The sequence below is a fragment of the Oricola sp. genome, assembly GCF_022763245.1.
Lineage (GTDB): Bacteria > Pseudomonadota > Alphaproteobacteria > Rhizobiales > Rhizobiaceae > Oricola.
In genome coordinates this window covers 357,827-382,512 of sequence record NZ_JALEGV010000041.1, presented here as the reverse complement: position 1 = coordinate 382,512, position 24,686 = coordinate 357,827, and the positions used below count along the sequence as shown (strand labels likewise).

At 65.3% G+C, this 24,686-nt stretch carries 21 protein-coding genes and 1 tRNA gene; 9 read left to right on the top strand and 13 right to left on the bottom strand.

Translation table 11 applies throughout. The features are described from left to right. The first annotated feature begins 19 nt into the window (after positions 1-19). Together MRY80_RS22525 and MRY80_RS22520 are read left to right on the top strand one after the other, a co-directional pair. Entirely contained in the window at positions 20-952 is a 933-nt protein-coding gene (locus MRY80_RS22525; protein ID WP_293293489.1) for a carbohydrate kinase, read from the top strand. A gap of 67 nt (positions 953-1,019) precedes the next feature. Further along, complete coding sequence (locus tag MRY80_RS22520; RefSeq protein WP_293293488.1) at positions 1,020-1,709, top strand: glutathione S-transferase family protein; 690 nt, start codon at positions 1,020-1,022, stop codon at positions 1,707-1,709. Between the two features lie 32 nt (positions 1,710-1,741). Here MRY80_RS22520 and MRY80_RS22515 read toward each other — a convergent pair whose 3' ends face one another. Further along, positions 1,742-3,802 carry a GGDEF and EAL domain-containing protein gene (locus tag MRY80_RS22515; protein ID WP_293293487.1) on the bottom strand — a complete coding sequence of 687 codons (2,061 nt, stop codon included), beginning with the start codon at positions 3,800-3,802 and terminating at the stop codon, positions 1,742-1,744. A 455-nt stretch (positions 3,803-4,257) separates the two neighbouring features. On the opposite strand from MRY80_RS22515, the gene MRY80_RS22510 reads away from it, so the two are divergent. After that, positions 4,258-5,304: a class I SAM-dependent methyltransferase gene (locus tag MRY80_RS22510; RefSeq protein ID WP_293293486.1), complete on the top strand. Its 1,047-nt coding sequence runs from the start codon at positions 4,258-4,260 to the stop codon at positions 5,302-5,304. A gap of 216 nt (positions 5,305-5,520) precedes the next feature. On the opposite strand, the gene MRY80_RS22505 is transcribed toward MRY80_RS22510, so the two are convergent. Next, positions 5,521-5,610: transfer RNA gene (locus MRY80_RS22505), tRNA-Ser, on the bottom strand. Between the two features lie 258 nt (positions 5,611-5,868). Between MRY80_RS22505 and MRY80_RS22500 the strand changes: the two genes are divergently transcribed. The 3 genes from MRY80_RS22500 to MRY80_RS22490 are packed head-to-tail and all read left to right on the top strand — an operon-like array spanning position 5,869 to position 7,763. Further along, complete coding sequence (locus MRY80_RS22500) at positions 5,869-6,192, top strand: hypothetical protein (RefSeq protein WP_293293485.1); 324 nt, start codon at positions 5,869-5,871, stop codon at positions 6,190-6,192. A 24-nt stretch (positions 6,193-6,216) separates the two neighbouring features. After that, complete coding sequence (gene msrA, locus MRY80_RS22495) at positions 6,217-6,873, top strand: peptide-methionine (S)-S-oxide reductase MsrA (protein WP_293293484.1); 657 nt, start codon at positions 6,217-6,219, stop codon at positions 6,871-6,873. Further along, positions 6,870-7,763: a carbon-nitrogen hydrolase family protein gene (locus tag MRY80_RS22490; protein WP_293293483.1), complete on the top strand. Its 894-nt coding sequence runs from the start codon at positions 6,870-6,872 to the stop codon at positions 7,761-7,763. Before msrA ends, MRY80_RS22490 begins: the two co-directional genes overlap by 4 nt. 30 nt (positions 7,764-7,793) lie before the next feature. Here MRY80_RS22490 and MRY80_RS22485 read toward each other — a convergent pair whose 3' ends face one another. Beyond that, entirely contained in the window at positions 7,794-8,093 is a 300-nt protein-coding gene (locus tag MRY80_RS22485) for a hypothetical protein (RefSeq protein ID WP_293293482.1), read from the bottom strand. 138 nt (positions 8,094-8,231) lie between these two features. Here MRY80_RS22485 and MRY80_RS22480 point away from each other — a divergent pair, with 138 nt between their 5' ends. After that, a complete protein-coding gene (locus tag MRY80_RS22480; RefSeq protein WP_293293481.1) occupies positions 8,232-9,128 on the top strand; it encodes a LysR family transcriptional regulator in 897 nt (298 codons plus the stop codon). A gap of 4 nt (positions 9,129-9,132) precedes the next feature. On the opposite strand, the gene MRY80_RS22475 is transcribed toward MRY80_RS22480, so the two are convergent. The 3 genes from MRY80_RS22475 to polA form a co-directional block, all read right to left on the bottom strand. Then, positions 9,133-9,852 carry a DUF3307 domain-containing protein gene (locus tag MRY80_RS22475; RefSeq protein ID WP_293293480.1) on the bottom strand — a complete coding sequence of 240 codons (720 nt, stop codon included), beginning with the start codon at positions 9,850-9,852 and terminating at the stop codon, positions 9,133-9,135. Between the two features lie 131 nt (positions 9,853-9,983). Further along, entirely contained in the window at positions 9,984-10,658 is a 675-nt protein-coding gene (locus tag MRY80_RS22470) for a hypothetical protein (RefSeq protein WP_293293479.1), read from the bottom strand. A gap of 1 nt (position 10,659) precedes the next feature. Then, the gene (gene polA, locus MRY80_RS22465) at positions 10,660-13,581 is read right to left on the bottom strand and encodes a DNA polymerase I (protein WP_293293478.1); all 2,922 of its coding nucleotides are present in this window, start codon (positions 13,579-13,581) and stop codon (positions 10,660-10,662) included. Between the two features lie 206 nt (positions 13,582-13,787). Between polA and MRY80_RS22460 the strand changes: the two genes are divergently transcribed. Further along, positions 13,788-15,626, top strand: coding sequence for a L,D-transpeptidase family protein (locus MRY80_RS22460; protein WP_293293477.1), 1,839 nt, complete (start codon positions 13,788-13,790; stop codon positions 15,624-15,626). 71 nt (positions 15,627-15,697) lie between these two features. On the opposite strand, the gene MRY80_RS22455 is transcribed toward MRY80_RS22460, so the two are convergent. The 4 genes from MRY80_RS22455 to MRY80_RS22440 all read right to left on the bottom strand — a co-directional run bounded on the left by MRY80_RS22455 (position 15,698) and on the right by MRY80_RS22440 (position 19,528). Next, positions 15,698-16,036, bottom strand: coding sequence for a septal ring lytic transglycosylase RlpA family protein (locus tag MRY80_RS22455; RefSeq protein WP_293294198.1), 339 nt, complete (start codon positions 16,034-16,036; stop codon positions 15,698-15,700). Between the two features lie 110 nt (positions 16,037-16,146). Then, complete coding sequence (locus tag MRY80_RS22450; RefSeq protein WP_293293476.1) at positions 16,147-17,010, bottom strand: SDR family oxidoreductase; 864 nt, start codon at positions 17,008-17,010, stop codon at positions 16,147-16,149. After that, a complete protein-coding gene (gene queG / locus MRY80_RS22445) occupies positions 17,007-18,134 on the bottom strand; it encodes a tRNA epoxyqueuosine(34) reductase QueG (RefSeq protein ID WP_293293475.1) in 1,128 nt (375 codons plus the stop codon). The genes MRY80_RS22450 and queG overlap by 4 nt, the downstream gene beginning before the upstream one ends. 83 nt (positions 18,135-18,217) lie before the next feature. Beyond that, positions 18,218-19,528 carry a SulP family inorganic anion transporter gene (locus MRY80_RS22440; protein ID WP_293293474.1) on the bottom strand — a complete coding sequence of 437 codons (1,311 nt, stop codon included), beginning with the start codon at positions 19,526-19,528 and terminating at the stop codon, positions 18,218-18,220. A 193-nt stretch (positions 19,529-19,721) separates the two neighbouring features. Here MRY80_RS22440 and MRY80_RS22435 point away from each other — a divergent pair, with 193 nt between their 5' ends. Further along, positions 19,722-22,748, top strand: coding sequence for a glycoside hydrolase family 38 C-terminal domain-containing protein (locus MRY80_RS22435; RefSeq protein ID WP_293293473.1), 3,027 nt, complete (start codon positions 19,722-19,724; stop codon positions 22,746-22,748). Positions 22,749-22,787: 39 nt separating this feature from the next. Here the strand turns inward: MRY80_RS22435 and MRY80_RS22430 are convergent, their stop codons facing one another. The 3 genes from MRY80_RS22430 to MRY80_RS22420 all read right to left on the bottom strand — a co-directional run bounded on the left by MRY80_RS22430 (position 22,788) and on the right by MRY80_RS22420 (position 24,575). Then, positions 22,788-23,051, bottom strand: coding sequence for a Flp family type IVb pilin (locus MRY80_RS22430; RefSeq protein ID WP_346433416.1), 264 nt, complete (start codon positions 23,049-23,051; stop codon positions 22,788-22,790). A gap of 122 nt (positions 23,052-23,173) precedes the next feature. Then, entirely contained in the window at positions 23,174-24,088 is a 915-nt protein-coding gene (locus MRY80_RS22425) for a CHAD domain-containing protein (protein ID WP_293293472.1), read from the bottom strand. Positions 24,089-24,098: 10 nt separating this feature from the next. Continuing rightward, a complete protein-coding gene (locus MRY80_RS22420) occupies positions 24,099-24,575 on the bottom strand; it encodes a CYTH domain-containing protein (RefSeq protein WP_293294195.1) in 477 nt (158 codons plus the stop codon). Positions 24,576-24,686: the final 111 nt, after the last annotated feature.

Here is a 24,686-nt window from a genome sequence, read left to right as displayed (position 1 = left end):
CCGAACCGAAAGATGCGACATGTATCTGTGCTGCGGCGATAGCCTTTTCGACATGTTCACCGGCCCCTCCGACGACCCGCACGGGATCGCAATCGACGGGCATGTAGGCGGCTCGCCGCTCAACGTGGCGCTGGGGCTGGCGCGCATGGGCAACCACGCCCGCTTCTTCACGCGCATCTCCACCGACATGTTCGGGCGCCGCATCGCCGGCTTCATGGCCGCCAACGACATCGATTCCAGCCCGTGCGTCGAGACGCGCCAGAACACCACGCTGGCCATGATCGGGCTGAAGGAAGACAACAGCGCAGACTACGTGTTCTACACCGACGGCACGGCGGACTGCTCCGTGACGGTGGAGGACCTGCCCGCGACACTCGATCCCGCCGTTCGGGTCATCCATTTCGGCTCCTATTCCACCGTGATGGAACCCACGGCGACGGCACTTTCGGCGCTTGCCGCGCGCGAGGCGGAGAACCGCTTCGTGTCCTATGATCCCAATTTGCGCCTGATGGTCGAACCGGACATCGCCATCTGGCGGGAAAGGGCCGACGCGATGGGTCGGGCGGCTGCGTTCGTCAAGGCGAGCGACGAGGACGTCGAGCACCTCTCGGCGACGCCGGAAAAGTTCGCCGCCGACATGATCGCCTCCGGGGCCGATCTCGTCTGCGTGACGCTCGGCATGAACGGGGCCTTGGCCTTTTCGGCGGACGGGCGCGAAATCGCGGTACCCGGCGTGACCGTTTCGGTCGCCGACACCGTGGGGGCGGGCGACACGTTCCAGGCCGCCTGCCTGCACTGGCTGGGTGCCGAGGGCCTGACGGCCAAGGGCAAGGCGCGCGATGCCGATATCGGCGCCATGGCCGGCTTCGCGGTCAAGGCGGCGGCGGTCACCTGTTCGCGGCGCGGCGCCGATCTGCCGACCCTTGCCGACATCGCGGCGTTCGCCCCTTGAATCTGGGCGATTGCGCTGACCGTCTCCGCCCCATAGAGACCAAATTCTCCGCCTAACGCGATCTCCCATGCTGCTCTATCACCACACCGTTTCCGCCCCCTCCCGTTTCGTTCGCCTGCTGCTCGCCGAATATGGCGAGACGCCCCAACTGGTCGAGGAGATGCCCTGGGCACGCCGCCCCGAATTCATGCAGATCAACCCGGCGGGCTCCGTGCCGGTGCTGATGAGCGAGGCGGAAACCGGCATTGTCGGCGCCTATGCGATCTCCGAGTATCTCGACGAGACGCGCGGGCCGATCATGCGCGAGCGCCGGCTGATGCCCGGTTCGCCGCTGGAGCGCGCCGAGGTGCGCCGGCTGGTCGACTGGTTCCTGTCGAAGGCGGAGAGCGACGCCACGCGGCCGATCGCGCGCGAACGGGTCTTCAAGCTGCAGATGACGGCCGCCGAAGGCGGAGGGGCGCCGGATTCGGCCGTGTTGCGCGCCGCGCGCGGCAATGTGCGCCAGCACATGCGCTATCTCGGCTGGCTCGCGCACAGCCGCAACTTGCTCGCCGGCGACCGGCTGACGCTGGCTGACCTCGCCGCCGGCGCGATGGTCAGCGTGCTCGACTATCTGGGCGAAATCGACTGGGGGAGCGAGCCGGCGGCCCGCGACTGGTATCAGCGCCTCAAGTCTCGCCCGTCCTTCCGGCCGCTCTTGGAGGACAGGGTGCGGCGCGTGCCGCCCCCGTCGCATTATTCCGATCTTGATTTCTAGAGGGCTACGACCTCGCCTGACGAACGGCCCGCTCAGCCGACCTTGGCGGCCGCCCGGCGCTGCGCGGCGGCCCTGGCCTTGCTTTTCGCCCGGGCCTGGACGGGCTTTTTCGTTGCGGGTTCGGCCGCGGCAGCTTTTTCGTAGCTCTCGAGCGGTGATGGCCGACCAATCCAGAAGCCCTGGGCCAGGTTGACTTCCAGGCGCTCCAGCAGCTGCAGCTGTTCCTCGGATTCGACACCCTCGACGAGCACGTGGACGCCGCGATTGTGTAGGAGCTTCACCATGTCCTGCAGCATCAGGACGCCGTTTTCGGATTGGCAGTCCTGCAGGAAGCCCTTGTCGATCTTGACCAGGTCGAATTCGATCTCGCGCAGCCAGGCCAAGCCGGCAAAGCCGGTGCCGAAATCGTCCAGCCAGATCTGCACGCCGAAGCTGCGCAGTTCCTCCACGCTTTTCAGCGCCTGGGATTCCAGGAAGATGTCGATCCCCTCGGTGATCTCCAGCGCCAGACGACGCGCCGGCAGGCCTTCCCGCGCGATGATCTCGGCCACGCGCAGCGGGAAACCCGGCGCCTTCAGCTGGATGCCGGAGACGTTGACGGAAATCACGCCGTCACTCTTCAGCGCACTGATGTCACGGACGGCACGCTCGATCACCCAGTAGCCGAGTTCGACGATTGCGCCGGTGCGTTCGGCCTCGGGGATGAAGACGTTCGGACTGATGACGCTGCCATCGAAATCGCACAGGCGCATCAGCGTCTCGAAGCCGGTGATCTCGCCGGTCTCCATGTCCTTGATCGGCTGGTACACGGTGGAGACGAGATCGCGTGCCTGGGCTTCCTTCAACAGAACCGAGAGGTTCTGGGTCGAGAAGTCGCTGTCGTTGTTGTCCGGATCGAAGATCGTGAAGGTCGCACGGCCGATGAACTTTGAGGAGTAGAGCGCGCGGTCGGCCTCCTGCAGCAGCGCGCTCAGCTCCAGGCTGGTCTCGGCGCGGCTGATCGAGGCACCAACGGAGATGGTGATGACGTGAAGCCCGTCACCGCGATCCGGATGCTCGATCCCAAGCCGCTTGACGACGTCGCAAAGCTCTTCGGAGATTTCCGCGAGGTGCTCCTCGTCGCGCACCTTGCACAGGAAGATGAACTCCTCGCCGCCATGACGCCCGGCGAGCGCGCCGAACCTGTCGGCCGTCTTGGAAAACGCTTCGGCGAGCTGCACCAGGCAATCGTCCCCGGCCTGGTGTCCGAGCCGGTCGTTGAAGCGCTTGAAATAGTCCACATCGGCGAGGATGACGCCGATCTGCTGCTCGCCCGACGCCCAACTCTTGCGCATCTCCATGAATTCGCGCGCGATGGCGCGGCGGTTGCGCAGGCCGGTCAGCGGATCGGTGTTGGCGATCTCGTGCAGTTTCTGCCCGTTCTCGATCGCTACCTTCTCCTGGATCTTCGCCTGAAGCGAATGGACGAAGGTGTGATAGCGCTCCAGCCCGAGCCGCCAGGACAGGTAGAGCGACAGGACGAGCGAGTTGACGAAGAACACGGTCAGGGCGATGCGGCCGGGCAGGCCGATCTGCAGATACTGCATGATCGCCACGCAGAACGTCACCGTGATCGTCGCCGACGCGATGAAGGACAGCAGGAACCGGAAATTGAAGAACAGGTTGGACCCGAGGATGAAGGTGATCCCGAAGACCATGAAATAGGACAGCGCAACCTGGTGCACGCTGTGAACCGCGACCAGCAGCCAGGCAACGCCGCCGGTGACGATCGCCGTCGCGGAAACGAGATGCAGCAATTGCTGGCTCGCCCCGGTGCGAATGCAGATCTCGATCATCGTCAGGAACGACACGCCGACAAGCGTCCGCGTCAGGATCGACGACATGGCCGTGTCAGGCAGAAGAAAATAATCGAGGAAGCCGTAGGCGATGTAGGACAGGACCGCCGCCCACATGCCCCAGCGAATGACGCGACGGTTACCCGACGCCTCCTTCTCGTGAAGCATGGCGAGCAGCACGGGATCCTGGGGCCGCCACCAGGCGCGCGTGATCGCAGCCCTTACCCGCCCGGCGGTATCTTCGTCCAGTTTCGTCACACAGTCCCCGACAACCACTTTGTCAGCAAGCCCCGATGGCGCCCGAACCTTCCGAAAAACGGGGGTCTCGAACGTCTATCCTGAACTTGGCACATCCGGGCTAATCCAAAGTAAACGCGGGCGAGATGGGTTCACAGCGGCGTTTCGGCTGTCGCGAATCGTGCCAAAACCTGTTCCAAAAGCGGTCAAATCGGGCAGACGGATCGCATTTGCGAAATCGTGTTAACCAAGAATTAACCATTGTCTTTTCCCGGGCATGATCCTCATCTAGGATTTGAAAAGACGCCCCGGGGATGGGGATTGGCACAGAGATGATCCGTTCTCGTCGGGTCTTCGCGGGTGTGGCGCGGCCGGATCATGGGCCGGCGTGCGCTCACAGGGACAGGAACGACGAGGCCGGCCGATCTCTCGGTCGATCGCGGTTCGGGGCACCCTCAAATCAAGCAAGGTGTCCCATGGCGACTATTGGGTTCAAGTCCGACGCACACAGCCTGATCACTCCCGAAGAGATCAAGGGCCATTCACTTGGCGAAACTGCGCCTTTCGAGGCGGCCGAACTGACGGCAAGGACGGCGCAGCTGACATTGATCCTGGAAACCGCGCGCCAGGCCTTCGCGAAGAAGGAGCCGGCTGCCGACGTGGTTCACCAGCTTGCCGGCCAACTGCACTTGTTGCGCCACCAGGCGGCGCCCGCGGTCTGGCGCGAACTCATTCCGATCGCCCAGCAACATCCGGTTTCCGAATATCTGATGCAGGACCCGTTCACGTCCTGGTCGTTCAACAAGCCGCGCGGCTATTCCGGCGACGCCGGCCTGCTGGACATCTATTACAAGCACCCGGCCGCCGATTACGTGATCAACTCCTCGACCGAGCTCGGTCGCGAGATCTACGCCTATACGAGCGACGCAGAGAGCTCCAAGGCCGGCCGCGAGCGCAAGGAACTCCTGGCGAAGCTCGTCGACGGAACCGCCGAGCGTGTCGGCAGCGACGCTGAAGTCCTGGCAATCGCCTGCGGCCATCTGCGCGAGGCCGAGATCTCCAAGGCGGTGAAGGACGGCACGATCAAGCGCTGGATCGGTCTCGACCAGGATCCGATGAGCGTCGCGATCGTCAATGCCGGCCATGTCGGCACGGCCGTGACCGCCATCGAGGGCTCGGTGCGCGGCATCCTGCGCCGGTCCTACGACCTGGGCACGTTCGACCTGGTCTACGCGTCTGGCCTTTTCGACTACCTGCCGAAGAATGTCGGCGTGCGCCTGCTGCAGCGCGCGCTTGAGTTCGTGCGGCCGGGCGGCGAGTTCCTCTTCGCCAATTTCAGCGACGAGATCACGACCGACGGCTACATGGAGACCTTCATGGACTGGCCGCTCATCCTGCGGTCGGATGACGACATGCTCGACATCATCAATTCGTCGGTCGACCGCAACAAGGTCGAGATCGACGTCTTCTACGGCGCCAATCGCAACGTGGTCTACGGCAAGGTCAAGAAACTGGCCGAGTAAGACCCCCTCGCCTCCGCCGCTTCGACGAAGACGCGCCCTTGTTCGCCGCCCACCCGGGCGGCGAATGCGTTTTTGAGGCCGAGTGCGCATCGTCGAAGGCGGAAAGGCGAGGAGAACATTCGAACCCAAGGGGTTCGCAAGGCAAACGGCCGTCCGAGCCTTTGCGAGGCCCGACTGGAGCGAAGCCCGAAGGGCGACAGCGTGAAGTCAGAAAAATGGCGGTGAGACAGGGATTCGAACCCTGGAGACGGTTTCCCGCCTACACGCGTTCCAGGCGTGCGCCTTCAACCACTCGGCCACCTCACCTTACCAGTCGTCGCCCGGTCGGTTGAAGCCGGGCGTCGCGCGGAAGGTCAAACCCACCCGCCCGCAGCCGGCCAAGCCCGCCACGGTGGCGGCAATATAGTCAGAACGCCATGCGGTTCAACTCCCATTTTCGCTCTTTTTTGCACCGGTCATCACGACGCTTTCGCCGGCACGGCCGCAAGACGCATTGCAAGGCGCCGACGCGTCTCGTATGGATCGACCGGCTCGCCCCGTTTTGCCTTCCGGTCCGGTCTCGCCATGATTCGTTTTATCTTCAGAGCCTTGGCTTTCCTCGCCTTCGCGATTGCCGTCATGTTCGTCATCATCGACGCCACCCGCTCCATCGGCGTGTCGACGATGATCTTCACGCCGTTTGTCGAGACGATGGAACTCGCCATGCCGGAGGCGCTCGAGTCCCTGCGTGCCTGGCTTGCGGCAAGCGCTCCCGCTTTTGTGAGCGACACCGTGCTTGCAACAATCCTCGCCCTGCCCACATTTGTCGTGTTCGCCGTACTGGCCGTGCTTCTCTATGCGCTGGGCCACAAGCCGGCGGAGAAGGGTCTCAAGCGCCTGCCGCGCTAGGCTCGCCAAAACGGGAGTGCCGCGATGTTCCTCGCCAGCATGTTCGACAGAAAGACAAAGATGCCCGACCCCGCCCAGGCACTGCCCGGCCGGTCGGAGCCCTTGCCGAGCCCTGCAAACCATTTCGTCAACGGCAAGCCGTTGAAGGGACCCTGGCCCGACGGCATGCAGGTGATCTATCTCGGCATGGGCTGTTTCTGGGGGGCCGAACGGCTTTTCTGGAAAATGGACGGCGTTTATGTGACCGCGGTCGGCTATGCCGGCGGACACACGCCCAACCCCACCTATCAGGAAACGACCACAGGCATGACCGGCCATGCCGAGATGGTGCTGGTCGTCTTCGATCCGGACAAGGTGAGCCTCGACGCGCTGCTGAAGACGTTCTGGGAGGAACACGATCCGACCCAGGGCATGCGCCAGGGCAACGACATCGGAACCACCTATCGCTCGGCGATCTACACGACCAGCGACGCGCAGCTCGCCGCCGCCGAGGCCAGCCGCGACGCCTATCAGGCGGCGTTGAAGGCGGGAGGCATGGGCGCGACGATCACGACCGAGATCCGGCCGGCGCCCGTCTTCTATTATGCCGAGGACTATCACCAGCAATATCTGGCGAAGAACCCCGGCGGCTATTGCGGCCTGAGAGGCACCGGCGTCGCCTGTCCCGGCGCTGCGGAATGAGCGCCACGCCCGGCACTGTTCGCGTCGCTAGCGTCCAGTTCGCCGCGCAGTTCACACCGTCGGCGGACGTGTTCTTCGACCGCGTCGCGACCTATGTGCGGTCGGCCGGCGATTACGGCGCCGATTTCGTCTGTTTTCCGGAGCATTTCACGCTGCAGCTCCTTTCCGGAGAAGCAACGATGGTGCCGGCGTCCGAAGCGATCCACCGGCTCACGGGCCATACGGACGCGCTGAAGGAGCGGCTGGTCGCGCTGGCGCGCGCGCATGACATCAATATCATCGGCGGTTCGCATGCGACGATCGGCGATGACGGCAAGGCGCGTAACGTCACCTACGTCGCCCTGCGGGACGGCACACTGCATGCGCGCGACAAGCTGCACCCGACGCCGGACGAGAAATCCGTCTGGGCCATTTCGGGCGGCGGTTCGGCGGAGCCGGTCGAGACCGATCGCGGGCCGATCGGCGTTATGATCTGCTATGATAGCGAATTTCCGGAGATGGGGCGGCATCTGACCGACGCCGGGGCGAAGCTCTTCTTCGTGCCCTATTGCACCGACACGCGTCACGGCCATTTGCGGGTGCGCTATTGCTGCCATGCCCGCACGGTGGAGAATCAGTGCTACGTGGTGACGTCGGGCCTTGTCGGCACTGTGCCGAATGTCGCCAACATGGACATCAATTTCGCACAGTCGGCGGTGCTGACGCCATCCGACCACGCCTTCGCCCGCGACGGAATCGCGGCGGAAGCGACAGAGAACGCCGAGACGATGATCATCGCCGACATCGACATGGCGCCCCTAGACTCAGCGCGAGAGAGAGGGTCGGTGCGCAATCTGCATGATCGGCGACCGGAACTCTATCGCGTGGCGTGGACGCCGCGCGACGGATAGCCCCGGCCGCTCGCCTTTCAGCCGTCCGCATTACCAGCTCTGCCGACGCTGGGCGCGGATCTTGTCGACTTCGCGGGCAGCGTTCTGGTGCATCGGCAGGCGGGCCGCCCATTCCACGTCGCCGCGGCTGATGCCGAGATCGCGATAGACCCACTCATCCTTGCCGAGCAGCGTCATGAAGGCGGCCCTGTCGCGGCGCTGGCGCTGCCAGCGGACGAGCGCCCGCGGGATGACAAGCGCGGCCTGTGCGAGAACTCCCATGATACGCCCAGCGACGGCGCGCCCCGAGCGGGCGTCATCGTGCCCATGGAATGATTCGATCGTGGTCATTGTCCAATTCCTTTCCTGTGTTGCGGCGGCGTTTCGTCATGTGTTCCGCCATGGACTGGACAATGGCCACGAAGTTTGCTTCAATCAAACGAATAGATTTGATATGTTCATTCAGTTTTCTTGAAGTGAGGCGAATGCATGAATGCTCCGAACGCGAAGCCGGCCCTCGTCCAGACGCCGGTCGACATTGATCTGCTGCGCACCTTTCTCGCTATCGCGGACACAGGCAGCTTCTCCAAGGCGGCGGAGCGTGTGTTTCGGACTCCGTCGGCGGTGTCGATGCAGGTGAAGAAGTTGGAGGAGGCCCTGGGCACCTCGGTCTTCGCGCGCGACTCGCGGTCCGTGAAGCTGACGGCCGGCGGCGAGATGCTGGTCGGTTATGCGCGACGCATCCTGGCGCTGTCGAACGAGATGATGGCGCGCTTCGTGATGCCGGAGATGGAAGGCACGGTCTGCCTCGGCGCGCCGGACGACTATGGCGAGCGCATCATGCCGCAGGTGCTCAAGCGCTTCGCCGAGACCCATCCGAATGTCCAGGTCAACGTCATCATCGAGACCAGCGAATTGCTGACGAAGCGGTTCGAGAACGGGCAACTCGACGTCATGGTCTATACCGCCCACTCCGACGGGCTGGAGGACGGCGCGCAGGTGCTGCTGGAGGAGGATCTCGTCTGGGCCGGCGTCAAGGGCGGCTGCGCCTGGGAGCGCGAGCCGCTGCCCCTGTCCATGTGGTCGGAAAGCTGCCCGTGGCGCGCCGACGCGGTGCGCGCGCTCAGCGAAATCGGGCGCAGCTACCGCACCGCCTACATGACCCCGCACACGCAGGCCCAGTTCGCGGCGATCGTGTCCGACCTCGCGATCGCGCCCTTCCCGAAGAGCTTCATCGCGGAGCCGCTGATCGCGCTCGGCGAGAAACAGGGGCTGCCGCCGCTCGGCACCTACCAGATCCGCATGCGGGTGAAGGAAAACGCCGGCTGCTGCTCAAGCGCGGTCGCCGATCACGTTACAGCCTGTTTCGACGAGATGTGCGCCTGAGACCCTAGAACAGCCCGGCAGCCCACATGGCGAGCTGGCTGAAGCCGATGGCCCAGGAGAAGCTGCACAGCGTTCCGATGATGACGTATTCGGCGACCTTGCGCTGGCTGTGATTGGAAATGTCGCCGAAGCGCAGGATCGACTTGGCGGCGATCAGGAAGCCGATCCCCGCCGGGTTGTGCGTGACGGAGAATATGAAGACGAGAAAGCGCTCCAGTTGCCCGATGACGCGACCGCCCTTGGGCAGCCCGTTCAGGGCGTCTCCAAGCGTGTCGGCATGGGGCTTCACGAAGAGCTCCACCCCGTAGGTTCCCGCCAGCACGGCGAGGATGAAGCCCGAGCCGAGCATCATCGCCGACAATGTCGACGCTAGCTCGGCCGCGTTCAGATGCACGTAGATCAACGATTTCGACAGGTCGGCCGGCGCCAGGATCGACACGGCGGCGACCACCGCGATATGGGCGCCCTGATCTCCCAGGAACCATCTCAGATTGAAGGTTCCGAGACGGGACTTGGTCAGGTCGATGACGAAGTGCGTGACAGCGATCGGAACCAGGATCATCGGTGCGAAATAGCCGAGCGCAAGAAACGCGGTCACGGTGACGATGGCGATGTGCACCGTCAGGACGCCGACCTCCCCCTTGCGCTTGGCGAAGCGTTCCGGCTGGAACACGAAATCGGCCAGCAGATGCGCCAGAAGCAGTATCGTGAAGGTCTCGATCATCCGATGCGCCCCTTATGCGCTAACCTGCTGGCATCTGGAACCGATTTCGGTTCCTTTTTTAGATAGGAACCGCTTTCGGTTCCAAAATGATGTTGGACCGCCTTTCCGCCAGACGCCCGAGACGCAAGGCCTCACGAGTCGCTCCAGCAGGTCAGGCCTTCGAAAGCGTCGAGCACGTCGAGAAGCAGCGACGCATGCGCGCGGTTCCGCAACTTGGCGAAGTTGCGCCGGTCGCTGTCCGACAGGCGGGCATTGACGATGTCCGCATCCGGCTTGCCGGGGTTCTCGAGCATGTCGCGCACCGCGCCGGCCTGCTTGACGGTCCAGGACGTCACAAGGTGGTCAATGAGCAGGACGAGGCCCGCCGCCAGCGCCTGCGTATCGGACTGCGCGTCGGGCATCGCGAGGGCCATCTGGCGGCCACCGATATCGTCCAGCCCACGGCCGGAGGAGAGGAAAGCCTTGCCGGTTGATTGCGAGATCCGGTCCGCGGACACCGCGTTCTCAGACCCGATCCCGATCGAGACGCGCGTGTCGGTCAGACCGCCGGCGACGACGCCGGCACGCAGATAGACCGCCAGGCGCAGGGACAGGCCCGGACGGGCCATCGCGACCTGCCAGGAATCGCCGCGAAAGATGTCGGCCTCGCCGATGACGCTGCCCGGATAGAGCGCCCCAAAGGTCTCGGTGCCGGTCCTGACCGTCGTCATGACGGCGCCCAGCTCATCCGCGGTCAGGGCGGACGAGCGCACGATATCGCCGGTCAGAACCGCAAGCAGATCGTCCTGCGGGTTCGGCCCGGACACGCTAATGCGCCTCGTCCCAATTGTCCGCCGCCGACGCGTCGACATGCAGCGGCACCGCCATCTGGATCGCCGGCAGCGCGGCGTTTTCCATGACCTTGCGCACGACCGCGATCGTGTCGTCGACTTCACCCTCGGGCGCCTCGAAGATCAGTTCGTCATGCACCTGCAGGAGCATCCGCGCCGACAGCTTCGCACCGCCGAGCGCCTCTTCCATGCGAATCATGGCACGGCGGATGATGTCGGCGGCCGATCCCTGGATCGGCGCGTTGATCGCCGCGCGCTCGTTGAAGGCCCGCACCTGCGGATTGGAGGACTTGATCTCCGGGTAATGCGCCCGGCGGCCGAAGATGGTCTCGACATAGCCGTTCTCGCGCGCGAACGCCTTGGTCGCGTCCATGTAGTCCTTGATGCCGGGGAAGCGCTCGAAATAGGTCTTGATGTAGTCGCCGGCTTCCGATCGCGGGATGCCGAGCTGATTGGCCAGGCCGAAGGCGGAGATGCCGTAGATGATGCCGAAATTGATCGCCTTGGCACGCCGCCGCACCTCGGACGGCATGCCTTCCACCGGCACGCCGAACATTTCAGAGGCGGTCAGCGCATGGATGTCGACGCCGTCGGCGAAGGCCTGTTTCAGCTGCGCGATGTCGGCGACATGGGCAAGCACGCGCAGCTCGATCTGGCTGTAGTCGGCCGAAATGAGCTTGTTGCCCTTTTCGGCAACGAAGGCGGTGCGGATGCGCCGGCCTTCCGCCGTGCGAACCGGGATGTTCTGCAGGTTCGGTTCCGACGAGGAGAGCCGGCCCGTGGTGGTCGCGGCAAGCGAATAGGACGTGTGCACCCGCTTCGTCTCGGGACGGATGTAGCCCGGCAGCGCGTCCGTATAGGTGGATTTCAGCTTGGTGAGCTGCCGCCAATCGACGATGCGGCGCGGCAATTCGTGCCCTTCGGCGGCCAGATCCTCGAGAAGCTGCGCCCCGGTGGCCCATTGTCCCGACTTCGTCTTGGTGCCGCCGGGCAGGCCCATCTTGCCGAACAGGATTTCGCCGAGCTGCTTGGGCGAACCGACATTGAACTTCTCGCCGGCGAGCTCGTAGATCTCGTCCTCGATGGCTGCAGCCTTCTGCGCGAACTCGCCCGATAGCCGGCTAAGGATTTGCCGGTCCACGGAGATTCCGCGTGCCTCCATCCGGGCCAGCACCGAGACCAGCGGCCGCTCCAGCCGCTCGTGGATGGTCGTCAGGCCCTTGGCGAGCACTTGCGGCTTCAGCGCCTGCCAGAGCCGCAGCGTGATGTCGGCGTCCTCGGCGGCGTAGCGCGTCGCGGTCGCCAGCTCGATCATGTCGAAGGTCAGGGCCTTCTTGCCGGTTCCCGCGATGTCCTTGTAGGCGATCGGCGTGTGGCCGAGCCAGCGCTCCGCCAGCGAATCCATGCCGTGCGTGCCCGTGCCGGCGTCAACGACATAGGAGAGCAGCATCGTGTCGTCGAGCGAAGCGATCTCGATGCCGTAGCGGCTCATCACCAGCCAGTCATACTTGATGTTCTGGCCGACGACGAGGATGGCGGGGTCTTCCAGCAATTCCTTTAGCCGACTCAAAGCATCGTCGATCGGGATCTGGTCTTCCACCAGGCCGCCGCCCAGAAGGTCGCCATTTCCGGATTTGTGGTTGAGCGGCACATAGGCCGCTTCTCCCGGCGTGGAACACAGCGAGAAGCCGGCCAGCTCGGCCTGCATCGCGTCGAGCGAGTTCGTCTCGGTGTCGAAAGCGACGACGCCGGCTTCGCGCGCCCGCGCGACCCACGCGTCGAGCGTCTCGACATCGCGGATGCAGACATAAGCGTCGGTGTCGAATTTCGCGGTGGCCGCGGCTTTCGCGCGCGCGGCGGCAAAGGCGGCAGGCGTCAGCGCGTCATCGCCGGTCTCGTCCGCGCCGCCGGCGTCAGGCTCCGGTGCCGAGCCCTCGTCCAGATCGGGACCATGGGCCTTCGCGCCGGCCTCGACCGCGACTTCGGCCGCCTCCACTTCGCTCGCATCGGCGCCGACCGCTTCGGCCACCCGGCGCGTCAGCGTGTTGAATTCCATCGCCTTGAGGAAGGCGATCAGCTTCGGCCCGTCCTGCGGCTCCAGCTTCAGCCCGTCGAGATCGATGTCGAGCGGCGTGTCGGTGCGCAGGGTGACGAGTTCGCGCGACAGCCGCGCCTGGTCGGCGAATTCGATCAGGTTCTCGCGCCGCTTGTTCTGCTTGATCTCCGACGCGCGCTCCAGGAGCGTGTCGAGGTCGCCATATTCCTCCAGCAGCTGTGCCGCGGTCTTCGGGCCGATGCCCGGCACGCCCGGCACGTTGTCGGTGGAATCCCCGTTCAGCGCCTGCAGGTCGATCATCTTTTCCGGCCCGACGCCGAATTTCTCGATCACTTCGGCGATGCCGATCTGCTTGTCCTTCATCGAATCGTACATCGACACATGGTCGGAGACGAGCTGCATCAGGTCCTTGTCCGACGAGATGATCGTCGTATGCGCGCCGACGGCCTCGGCCTGGCGGGCATAGGTCGCGATGATGTCGTCGGCCTCGAAGCCCTCGACCTCGATGCACGGCAGGTTGAAGGCGCGCGTCGCCTCGCGAATCAGGCCGAATTGCGGGATCAGATCCTCCGGCGGCTCGGAGCGATTCGCCTTGTATTCGGGGTAGAGCTCCTTGCGGAACGTCTTGGAGGAATAGTCGAAGATCACCGCGAAATGCGTCGGCGTGACGCCGACTTCGGTGTCGCGCGCGTCCTGCAGCAGTTTCCAGAGCATGTTGCAGAAGCCGGCGACGGCGCCGACCGGAAGGCCGTCGGATTTGCGGGTCAGCGGCGGAAGCGCGTGAAAAGCCCGAAAAATATAGGCTGACCCATCGACAAGGAACACGTGATCGTCTTTGTTCATGGGCCAAGCCATAGCGTGCACCGCATGGCGCGTCCATGCCAATCGACGCGCCGGCGTGACGGGTTGTTGTCGAAAACGTGATCGCGATTGTCGCGCGGCTCACTCTTTATAAACCACGATCGGTTGGGTATTGTCCGTGCCGTCGGGGCAGGAAAGCGAACGAAGCGGAGTTTGCCGTGATTTCCAAACGTATTTTGAATTTGATGTTGACGGCAGCGATCGCGATTCCTGCGGTCCCTGTTTTCTCCGTGCCGTCGCAGGCGCAGGTGCAGTTGCACGAATTGCTGTTCGGCGGGGGACGCAAGAAGCGCGAGGAGCGCCGGCAGGAGGAAGTCCGCCGCGCGGCGCCGGCCAAGATCGTCACGGTCTCCAGCCCTCGCTACTACACCTACAAGCCCGAAGCGATGACCACCGTTTCGATCGCGTCGCTGATGCCCGAAGCCGAGCAGGCGGGCGGGCTCGAGCCGAGCCTCGATTTCGAGAGCCGGCGGTTCGCCGAAGCGACCGCGCTCGCGCCGGACACCAGCCTGACGATGGAAAAGGACATCGCCGCCGCGCTGAAGGCGCATTACGCGGCCAATCCGAAGTTCATCTGGTCGCGCGGCAACAGTGTCACCGACGAGGCGAAGGCCGTCGCCGCCATGCTTGAAAAGGCCGCCGACCAGGGGCTGGAAGCCGCCGATTACGCCGTCGCCGTGCCGCGTGACGGCTGGTCGATGGACAATCCGGCCGGCCGCACCGCCGACCTGCTCGCCTTCGAGATGACCCTGTCGGCGCGCGCGATCCGCTACGCGCAGGACGTCAAGGACGGCGCGGTCATTCCGGACAAGCTGTCGGGCTATCACGATTTCCCGCTGCCGCGCCTCGGCGCCGAACAGACGATCGGCATTCTGTCGAAGACGAAGAATCCCGGCTTCTGGCTGAAGACGCTCGAGCCGCGCCAGGAAGAATATGCCGCGCTGAAGCGCGAGCTCGCCTCATTGCGGGCCGAGGATGTGGACGAGATCGTCATCCCCTCCGGCACCTTCGTCAAGGTCGGCCAGACCGAGCCGGCGCTGCCGCTGATCGTCAAGGCGCTCAGGAAGCGCGTCAGCGAGGAAACGCGCGTCAAGCATGCCGCGACCTTCGCCGAATATCTCGGCGGCGAGGAATATACCCATGCGATCGCCGAACTGGTGAGGGATTTCCAGCGCGAGAACGGCCTCGTGCCGGACGGCATCGTCGGCCGGAACACCATCTCGCATCTGAGCGACGTCGGTCACGCCTCGAAGGTCGAACGCGTCGAACTGGCGATGGAGCGGCTGCGCTGGCATCCCGAAGAGTTCGGCATGCGCCACGTGGTGATCAACCAGCCGGCCTTCCGCGCGACCTACACGGAAAACGGCGTCGACAAGCTGTCCACGCGGGCGGTGATCGGCAAGAAGTCCAACCAGACGAGCTTCTTCTTCGACGAGGTCGAGACCGTGGTCTACAACCCCTATTGGGGCGTGCCGCAGTCGATCATCGTCAACGAGATGCTGCCGAAGCTCTATCGCGACCCGAGCTATCTCGATCGCGCGGGTTACGAGGTCACCAACGCGTCGGGCCGCCGTGTCTCCTCGGCCAGCGTGCAGTGGTGGAACTATTCCGGCAAGGTGCCCTATGACGTGCGCCAGAAGCCCGGCCCGAGCAACGCGCTGGGCGAGGTGAAGATCCTCTTCCCCAACAAGCACTCGATCTACATGCACGACACGCCGTCGCGGCACCTGTTCGACCGCGACGTTCGGGCGTTCAGCCACGGTTGCGTGCGCCTGCAGCAGCCGCAGGCCATGGCCGCCGCGGTGCTCGGCAAGAGCGAGGATTATGTGCGCTCGATGATCGCCGCCGGCGGCGGCGAGAAGGCGGAGAAGGTCGCCAAGAAGGTGCCGGTCTTCATTTCCTACTACACCGCCTGGCCGACGGCCGAAGGCAAGGTGGAGTATTTCTCCGACATCTATGATCGCGACATCTATCTGGACCGGGCGCTGAAGGCGGTCCACCAGGCGCGCGGCAGCGCGGATTCCTGATACGCGTCATCGCTGACGCCAGGCTTTGAGCCCGCTCACCGGCATTGCCGACCGGTGAGCGGGCTTTTTCGTCAGCTGATGGTCGCGATGCAGACCGGCGCGTGGCCGGAGCGGATCATGCCGATCTGGCTTGCGGCGGCCTTGGACAGGTCGATGATCCGGCCCTTGATGAAGGGGCCGCGGTCGTTGATGCGCACCACCACCGATTTGCCGGTCGACTTGTTGACGACCTTGACCTTGGTGCCGAACGGCAGCGTCTTGTGCGCCGCGGTCAGCTGCGCCGGGTTCATCATCTCGCCCGAAGCGGTGCGCGAATGAAGCGCGTACCAGGACGCGCTTCCGCATTGCGCGGAGGCCGGTGTGGTTGCGGTAAGCACACAGCCGGCAGTCGTCGCGGCCGCGATGGCCACGCCAAGAAGTCTCGTTTTCAATTCAGTACCCCGTTGCTTGGCAAGGGGACGTCGGGATGGAACCGGGGCCGTTCTGGCGCGTTATGGTTCCGACCGGGCGTTCCCCGCTCTCAGTGCCAATTTCCTTCGGTCCACATGGTTGTCAGAGCCGTCTTGTAGTCGCTGTGGACGAAAGCGTACCCGGCCTGTTTGAGCTTCGCGTTCGAGACGCGCTTGTTCTCGCCGTAAAAGGAGCGCGCCATGGGCGAAAGTGTGGCAGTCGCGAAGTCAAGCGCCGGCGGCAAATCAACTTTCATTAAAGAACATGCATATTCGACAACATCCTGCGGCGGCGCGGGCTCGTCATCGGTGACGTTGTAGATGCCGTCTGCTTGTCCCCGGGCAAGAAAATCGAGCGCCCCCGCGATGTCGTCCACATGGATGCGGTTGAAGACCTGGCCGGGCTTGATCAGCCGTTTCGCCGTGCCCCGTTCGAGGTTCACGAAGGCGTTGCGCCCCGGTCCGTAAATGCCCGAAAGCCGCAGGATCGATAGCGGCTTGCGGATCTCGGCAGCGAATTTGATCCACGCTGTTTCGGCCGCGAGCCGCTGGACGGAGCGCCGGGACACCGGCCGGCATTCCGTCTCCTCGGACACCCACGCGCCGTCATGATTGCCGTAGACGCCGACGGTGGACAGATAGCCGATCCATTGCAGGTCCGGCAGCGCGGCGATGGCGTTGCGCAACATGCCGAGCACGGGATCGCCGTCTTCGTCGGGCGCGATGGAGATGACGAGATGCGTCGTTCCCTGCAGCGCCGCGATCAGTTGCGGCGTCGCCGTGCCGTCGAACAGGCACGGTTCGATGCCCTCGTCTCGCAACGCCGCGGCCTTTTCGGGCGAGCGGGTCGTTCCCGTGACCGTCACGCCGTTCTCGGCCAGCAACCGTCCGAAAGCGCGGCCGGAAAAGCCCGCGCCGAAAATGAAGACCTTCATGGCCGTGTCCATTCCTCTTGCACTGTTTCGTCGTCTTCTTCCGCCAGCCGCGCATCACGCAGCGCCGTGAAGCGGCCGGCATCCCCGACCTCCCGCAAGGCCCAGACCGCCGCGCCGCGCACCACCGGGTCCGGATCGCCGAGCAGCGGTTCGATCCGTTCCGACAATGCCGCCGTGCCGCTGTTGCCCGCCGCGATCAGCACGTTTCGCAGGAAACGGTCGCGGCCGATCCGCTTGATCGGCGAGCCGGAGAACAGGGCGCGAAAGCCCGCGTCGTCCAGCGTCAGCAGGTCGTCAAGCGCCGGGCCCTTGAGGTCGTCGCGCGCCTTCAACTTGGCCTCGGAGGCCGCGCTGGCGAACTTGTTCCACGGGCAGACCGCGAGGCAGTCGTCGCACCCGTAGATGCGATTTCCCATCGGCCTGCGGTACGCGACCGGAATCGGCCCCGCATGCTCGATGGTGAGATAGGAGATGCAGCGCCGCGCGTCGAGCCGGTAGGGCGCGGGAAAAGCGTCCGTCGGGCAGATGTCGAGGCAGGCGCGACAGGAGCCGCAATGGTCGATCTCCGGCTCGTCCGGCGGAAGCTCCATGTCGGTGAAGATCGAGCCGATGAAAAACCACGACCCGAGCCTGCGGCTGACGAGATTGGTGTGCTTGCCCTGCCAGCCGAGCCCGGCCGCGGCACCAAGCGGCTTTTCCATCACCGGTGCCGTGTCGATGAAGACCTTCACCTGCGCGCCCGTCTTCGCCGCGAAACGCCCGGCGGCCTGCTTCAGCTTTCCCTTGATGACATCGTGATAGTCGCGGTGGCGCGCATAGACGGAGATCGTCGCCCGGTCGCGCCGGTCAAGCGCATCGAGCGGATCGTCGCCGTCGTCCGGCCCGTAATTCATCGCCGCGAGCACGACCGAGCGCGCCTGCGGCCAGAGCGTTGTCGGATCGCCACGCCGCTCCTCGGTCTCGGCCATCCAGTCCATGGTGCCGTGGTGGCCGGCATCCAGAAAGGCGCGCAAGCGGTCCGGCGCCTGCGGGATGGCGTCGGCCCGCGTCACGCGCGCTTCGTCGAAGCCTTCCGCGATCAGGTCGGCGATCAGCGCCGCCTTGGCCTTGTCCGGGTTCGTCATGGCGCAATCATGCCCGCGATGGGGTCTCGACGGCAATGTGCCTGTGTGGCTGGAATGGGCGGGGAAGCGATTGAGCGCAGCGCCTAATGCTTCGGCGCGTTCCACTCCGGGGGGTCGATGTCACGGCGGCGGATGCGAAGCGCCAGCCCGATGGCGACGCCGACGCCGATGGCAACCGTGAGATCGACGATCACCGTCAGAAGCATCGTGACCACCAAAAGCCCCCGATCCGACAGGCGCACGGAGGGTGAGAGCCGGTGCTTGAGTTCGTCCACTTCGGCCATGTTCCAGGCCGTGAGCAGCAGGATCGCGGCAAGCGCCGGCATCGGCAGGTAGTTGGCCAGAGGCGCTGCGACCAGCATGAAGGCGAGGATGAACAGCGCATGCGCGATACCGGCGACGGGCGTGCGGCCGCCGGCGCGCACATTGGTCGCGGTGCGGGCAATGGCGCCGGTGGCCGGCAGGCCGGCAAACAGAGCCGAGGCCGTGTTAGCGATCCCCTGGGCCACGACTTCCGCGTTCGGCCGATGCCTGCCGGAGACCATGCGGTCGGCAACGATCGCCGACAGGAGCGATTCAATGCCCGCGAGAAAGGCGATGATCAGCGCCGAGGGGAAGAGTTCGGCCAGTTTCTCCGGCGAGAGATCCGGCAGTCCCGGCATCGGCAGTGCCGACTGGATGCCGCCATAGCGAGAGCCGATCGTCTCGACGGGCAAGTTCAGCGCCCAGACCACGAGCGAGGCGATGATGATGGCGAAGATGATCCCGGGCAAGCGCGGCGCGGCGCGGCGAAACACGACGATCAGGACACCGGTGCCGGCGGTGACGGCCAGCGCGGTCAGGTTGAAACTGTCGCGCACCGCCCACATGCCTTCCATCTTGGCGATGAATTCGGCCGGCAGGTTCGCGGCCTGCAGTCCGAGCGCGTCGCGCAGCTGGCTGGCGCCGATGATGACGGCGATCCCGACGGTGAAGCCGTTGATCACCGGTTCGGGCACGTGGCGGATGAGATTGCCGATGCGCAGCCAGCCGGACACGATGAGGATCAGCCCGGCCATGAAGGTGGCGGTGACGAGGCCCTCATAGCCGTGGGCGGCGATGACGCCGTAGACGACGACGATGAACGCGCCTGTCGGCCCGCCGATCTGCACGCGGCTGCCGCCGAAGGCCGAAATGAAGAAGCCGCCGATGACGGCGGTCACCAGGCCGACGCCCGGTTCGGCGCCCGAGGCGATGGCGATGGCGATCGAGAGCGGCAGGGCGACCAGCGCGACGGTCAGCCCGGCGAGGATGTCGGCGACGAATGTCTCGCGATCATAGCTCCTGAGCGTGGTCAGGATCTTCGGCTGAAAGAGCGGCGCGCGCGCCGGCTGGGACGAGAGGTGCTGTTGCATGGCGGGATGTCTGGTCTGGATGCCTTGTCATGCGCCCGCGCACCGGTCGGCGTCAAGCGCGCCCGACCGATGACGCTGCGGCAGATTGCGCGCGGGAGGGACCGATCGGTCGCGCGCGGCGTTTTCGGCTTTGCAAGACGGGGCCCGTCGCCGCATGATCGGCGCGATTCGAAGAGGAACCGGAACACCGGCCATGCCGCTCACCATCTCTCAACGCCTGGACCGCCTGCAGGAGCGGACGTCGGAACTCGTCTGGTGGCGCGAGCGCGAAAGCCTGACCGTGGACGGATGGACCGTAGACGGCGCGCCGATCGAACTGGGCGGGGCCTGGCCGACGGCGCAAGGCGTGCTGGAATTCGCGGCGCATGCGAGCGTTCCCACCCACTGGCCGCTCGACGCGACGCGGCTGATCCTCGACCTCGGCGGCGAGAGCCTCGTGACGTTGTCGCAGCCCGGCCTTGATGCGGTCTCCTTCGGCCATGACCCCAATCACCGCGAGTATTCGTTGCGCGGGCGCTCGCTCGACATTCGCGCCGAGAGCGTCGCGCGCAAGCCCTTCGGCCAGCCGGTGCGCGAGCCACGCCTGATCGCCGCGCGGCTGGCCTGGATCGACCTGCCGGTGCACCGCCTGCACCTGCTGCTGACCCAGATCGGCGAAGCGGTGAGCGCGCTGGGCGACCACGAGGTCGTGCCGCACATGCTCAACGCGGCCGAAACGGCGTTGCGCAATCTCGACTGGCCGTCGGATACGGCCAATTACATCGCCCGCGTCTCGCGCTCCGAGCAGCAACAGACGATCTGGCAATTGCCGGAGCTGAAGTCCGATCCGGACGGGTTGAACGAGGACGAGCGGCGCGGCGTGGTCGCGGCTTATGACAGCCTGGTCTCGGCGCTGGCGCTTCTCAAGCAGCGCTTCCCGCCGCAGGGCCAGGTGGTGCTGACCGGCCATGCGCATATCGATCTCGCCTGGCTGTGGCCATGGGAAGAGACGCGCCGCAAGATCCAGCGCACCTTCCGCACCGCTCTGTCGCTGATCGACGCCTCCCCGGATTTCGTCTTCAACCAGTCGACCGCGGCCTATTACGCGCAGCTCGAAGAGGACGATCCCGCGCTTCTGGAAATGATCCGCAAGAAGGCGGCGGCAGGCCGGTGGGAAACGATCGGCGGCATGTGGGTGGAGCCCGACACCAACATGCCGACCGGCGAGAGCCTTGTGCGCCAGGTGCTCTACGGGCAACGCTATTTCGAAAAGCAGTTCGGCGTGCGCCACAAGGTTTGCTGGCTGCCGGACTGTTTCGGCTTTTCCGGCGCGCTGCCGCAGATCCTTCGCCAGGGCGGGCTGGAACATTTCTTCACCATCAAGGTCAACTGGTCGGAGACGAACGCCTTTCCCCACGACCTGTTCTGGTGGGAGGGCCTCGACGGCTCGCGGGTGCTGACGCACACATTCGACAATCCGATGGCCGGCTACAACGGTTTCGTGCGCCCGGACTGCCTGTTGCCGACCTGGAAAAATTTCCGCGGCAAGACCCAGCATGACGAGACGCTTCTGGCGGTCGGCTATGGCGACGGCGGGGGCGGCGTGACGCCGGAAATGGTGGAGCGCGAAACGCAGCTGCGCCAGTTTCCCGCCCTGCCGCAGGCCCAATGGGGCCGCGTCGGACGCTTCTTCGACCGCGCCCGCGCCGGCGAACCGGATCGCGGCTACCCGGTCTGGTCGGGCGAGATCTACCTGGAACTGCATCGCGCGACGCTGACGACGCAAAGTGCCGTGAAGAAGCTGCACCGCCACGCCGAACGCGCCCTGATCACGGCGGAAACGCTCGCGTCGATGGCCATGCTGCTCGGCGGCCCGCAGCCCGTGAACCTGGAGCCGGCCTGGCGGCTCGTCCTCAAGAACGAGTTTCACGACATTCTGCCGGGCTCGGGCATCGCCGAGACCGCGCGCGACGCGGAACGCGAACTCGGCAACGTGCAGAAGCTCGCCCGGGCGGCGCATCGCGCGGCGATGGCGGTGATCGAGCAGCACCTGCCGAAGGGCGGCATCGAGAACGCGCTGATCGTCGCCAACCCTTCGGCGACAGATCGCCCCCTGAGCTTCGCCCTGCCCGACGGCCAGCGCGTGGCGGCCGACGAGACCGTGCCCGCGCTGGGCGTGAAGGTTCTCGATTTCGACAGGTTGACGCCGACGCCCGGCCTGGTCGTGACCGCGAACCGGCTGGAGAACGCCCATCTGAAGGTCGTGTTCGGCGCGGACGGCACGATCAGCAGCCTGATCCACAAGGAAACCGGCCGCGAGGCGCTGGACGGGCGCGGTAACCAGCTGTGGGTCTATCCCGCCGACAAGCCGCGCTACTGGGACGCCTGGGACATCGAGGACGACTACGCGCTGCGCGGGGCGGAGATCACCGACATTCGCGGCATGGGCATCTCGGAGGCGAGTGCGCAGCGCGGGGCGATCCGGGTGGTGAAGGCCTGGCGCAATTCGACCATCACGCAGACCTATGCGCTGAGCGCCAACGGCCGCCGCCTCGACATCGAGACCGAGATCGACTGGCACGACCGGCGCGCCCTGGTGCGCACGGTCAATCCGATTGCCGTTTCGGCGCGCGAGGCGACGTTCGAATGCGCGCTCGGCGTGGTCAAACGGCCGACGCATGTGAATACGAGCTGGGACGCGGCGCAGTTCGAAGTGCCCGGGCACCGCTTCTGCGACCTGTCGGAGCCGGGCTTCGGCGTCGCCTTGCTCAATGACGCGAAATACGGCCACAGCGCCAAGAAGAACGTTCTCGGGCTGAGCCTGGTGCGCGGCCCCGTCTGGCCGGACCCGCAGGCCGACGAGGGAACGCAGACCTTCACCTATTCGCTCTACCCGCATCCGGGCGACTGGCACGAAGGCGGCGTGCGCGAACAGGCCGAGTGGCTCAACCAGCCGCCGGTCGCGGTCTTCGCCAGCGGGCTGGCGCCCTTCAGCGCGTCGCTCGTCTCCTTCAAGGGCATACCGGCCGCGCTGTCGGCGCTGAAGCCGGCGGAGAATGGCGACGGCCTGGTGCTGCGCGTCTATGAACCGGCCGGACGGCGCGGCGCATTCGATTTCACCCTGCCCGACGGATGGACGGGCGGGCGCGCAATCAACATTCTGGAGGAGCGGATGCCACGCGAGCGCCCGCATGCCTTGATGCCCTTCGAATTGCGAAGCTGGCGGCTGACGCGGCGGTAAATCCGCGCCGCCGAATGGCGAACGGTTATGCGAGCCGGATCAGAAGGACGAAGAGTTGCTACCCCCGCCGCCGCCGGCACCGCCCGTGGAATTGGAATCCAGGCCGGGACCGATCGTGGTGCCAACCAGGTTGAACTTCGCATTGAGTGTCGAACCGATCGCGGTCGCGCCGGTTACAAGTGCAACAGAAATTATGCCCGCGATCACGCCGTATTCGACAGCGGTCGCGCCGGTCTTATCATGTAAAAAACGCACAAACATACTGCGCCCCCATCTTGTCCGCAGCGCTTCGTCGACACGCAACTGTGCCAACCTGTCGCAGGATAGTCATCAAGCGTTGTTCCTTGCTTAAGCGGGAGGGTTGCCGGAAGCCGAAGAAAAAACGTTGCATTTGAATGGTGTGAAGGGCGCTTCCGGCGCGCCGGTCAGTCGGCGGCGGCGGCGGCGCGCAGGAGTGCCGCGACACGGCTGCGAATAATAGCGGGATCGTCCTGCAGGAGGTGCGTGAGCATCGCGCGCGCCTGTGCATGCAGCCGTTCGGACCGCGCCGCCATCATACCGCGCAGGATGTCGATCTCGCCGGCGTCGCCCGCCAAGTCCGGTTCGGCAGCGATCAGTGCCGACAGGGCGGCCAGATCATGGTCGTCACCAAGCGCTTCGGCGACCTGATCTGCCACACCGGCGCGGGCGTCCATCGCGCCCGGCCAGGCCGGCCGCAGCAATTGCAGGTGCGTCCAGTGGTATTTGACGTGCTTGCGCAGCTCGTGCCAGTCGGCGGGAGCGTCGGTCTCGCGGGCGCAGGCCAGCGCCTTGACGGCGCGACCGTAGGTCTTCGAGGTCCCGCGCGCCAGGACGTCGACGGCGGTCTTGCCGCCGCCGGGCAATTTCAGGTCGCAGAGAGAGGCAAGGCCCGCTTCGCAGGCCTCGATCGCCGCCACCATCCGCGCGTCGAGATCCGTCTGGCTAGCGGCGATCGCATCGCGGCGGCCCGCGAGGCGGTCGCGAACCGAGGTGAGCGCCTGACGGCATTCGTCAGTCTCGCAATCGCCGAGCAACCGGTCGAGCGCCTCCACCAGCGCCGTCGCGTCGCGCACGGCCGACAGGGTGCGGGCCGTGTCGCGCAGGCGCGCGTTCTCCCGGGCGCAGAATTCGGGCGCCGCCTCGCGCACAAGCCGGTAGAGGCCCCTGAGGCGCTTGAAACGCTTGCGCGCGTCGTGAATCGCCTCGTAACGTCCCTTCGGCTCGTCACGCAGGATCCTGATCGCCTTGCCGTACTGCTTGCCGGCAATGCGGACGACCTCGTCGGTCAGCGGTTCTCCGGGCCGAATACGGTCGCTCATCGGTGGACGGTCACACTCGCGTCTCTTCCGGCAGGCCCGCAATGGCGAGCCGCGCATTCGACCAGTCATTGTCGCCGGTGACTTCCCGGCCGACCCAGGCGGGCAGGCGGGGATCGTCGTCTTCGCTCTCCAGCTCCACCTCGGCGATCACAAGGCCCGACAGCGCGCCCTCATAGGCGTCGACCTCCCACAGGAACCCCTCGAAGGTGACGGTGTAGCGGGTCTTCTCGATCAGGCGCCGGGCATTGGCGGCGATCATTCGGCGGGCGTCTTCGAGCGGGACGGGATATTCGAACTCCTCGCGATTGAGGCCCGACTGGCCGATCTTGACGGCGATACGCGCGGCGCGGTCGTCGGAAATGCGGATGCGCACGGAGACGTCGCCGTCCAGCGCCAGATAGGCCTGGACAATCCGGCGCGACGTTTCCGTCGCCTCACGCCAGTCGCCGTTCTCGACGAGGAATTTGCGTTCGATCTCCAGGGCCATCGCAGCCATTCGTCCCCCAAATATGACATTGGCGCAACAATAGCCGGTGCGGCGTTCTGTTTCTTGACAAAGGGCAAACTCTCCATAATTTAGAACCATTCTAAATTGGAA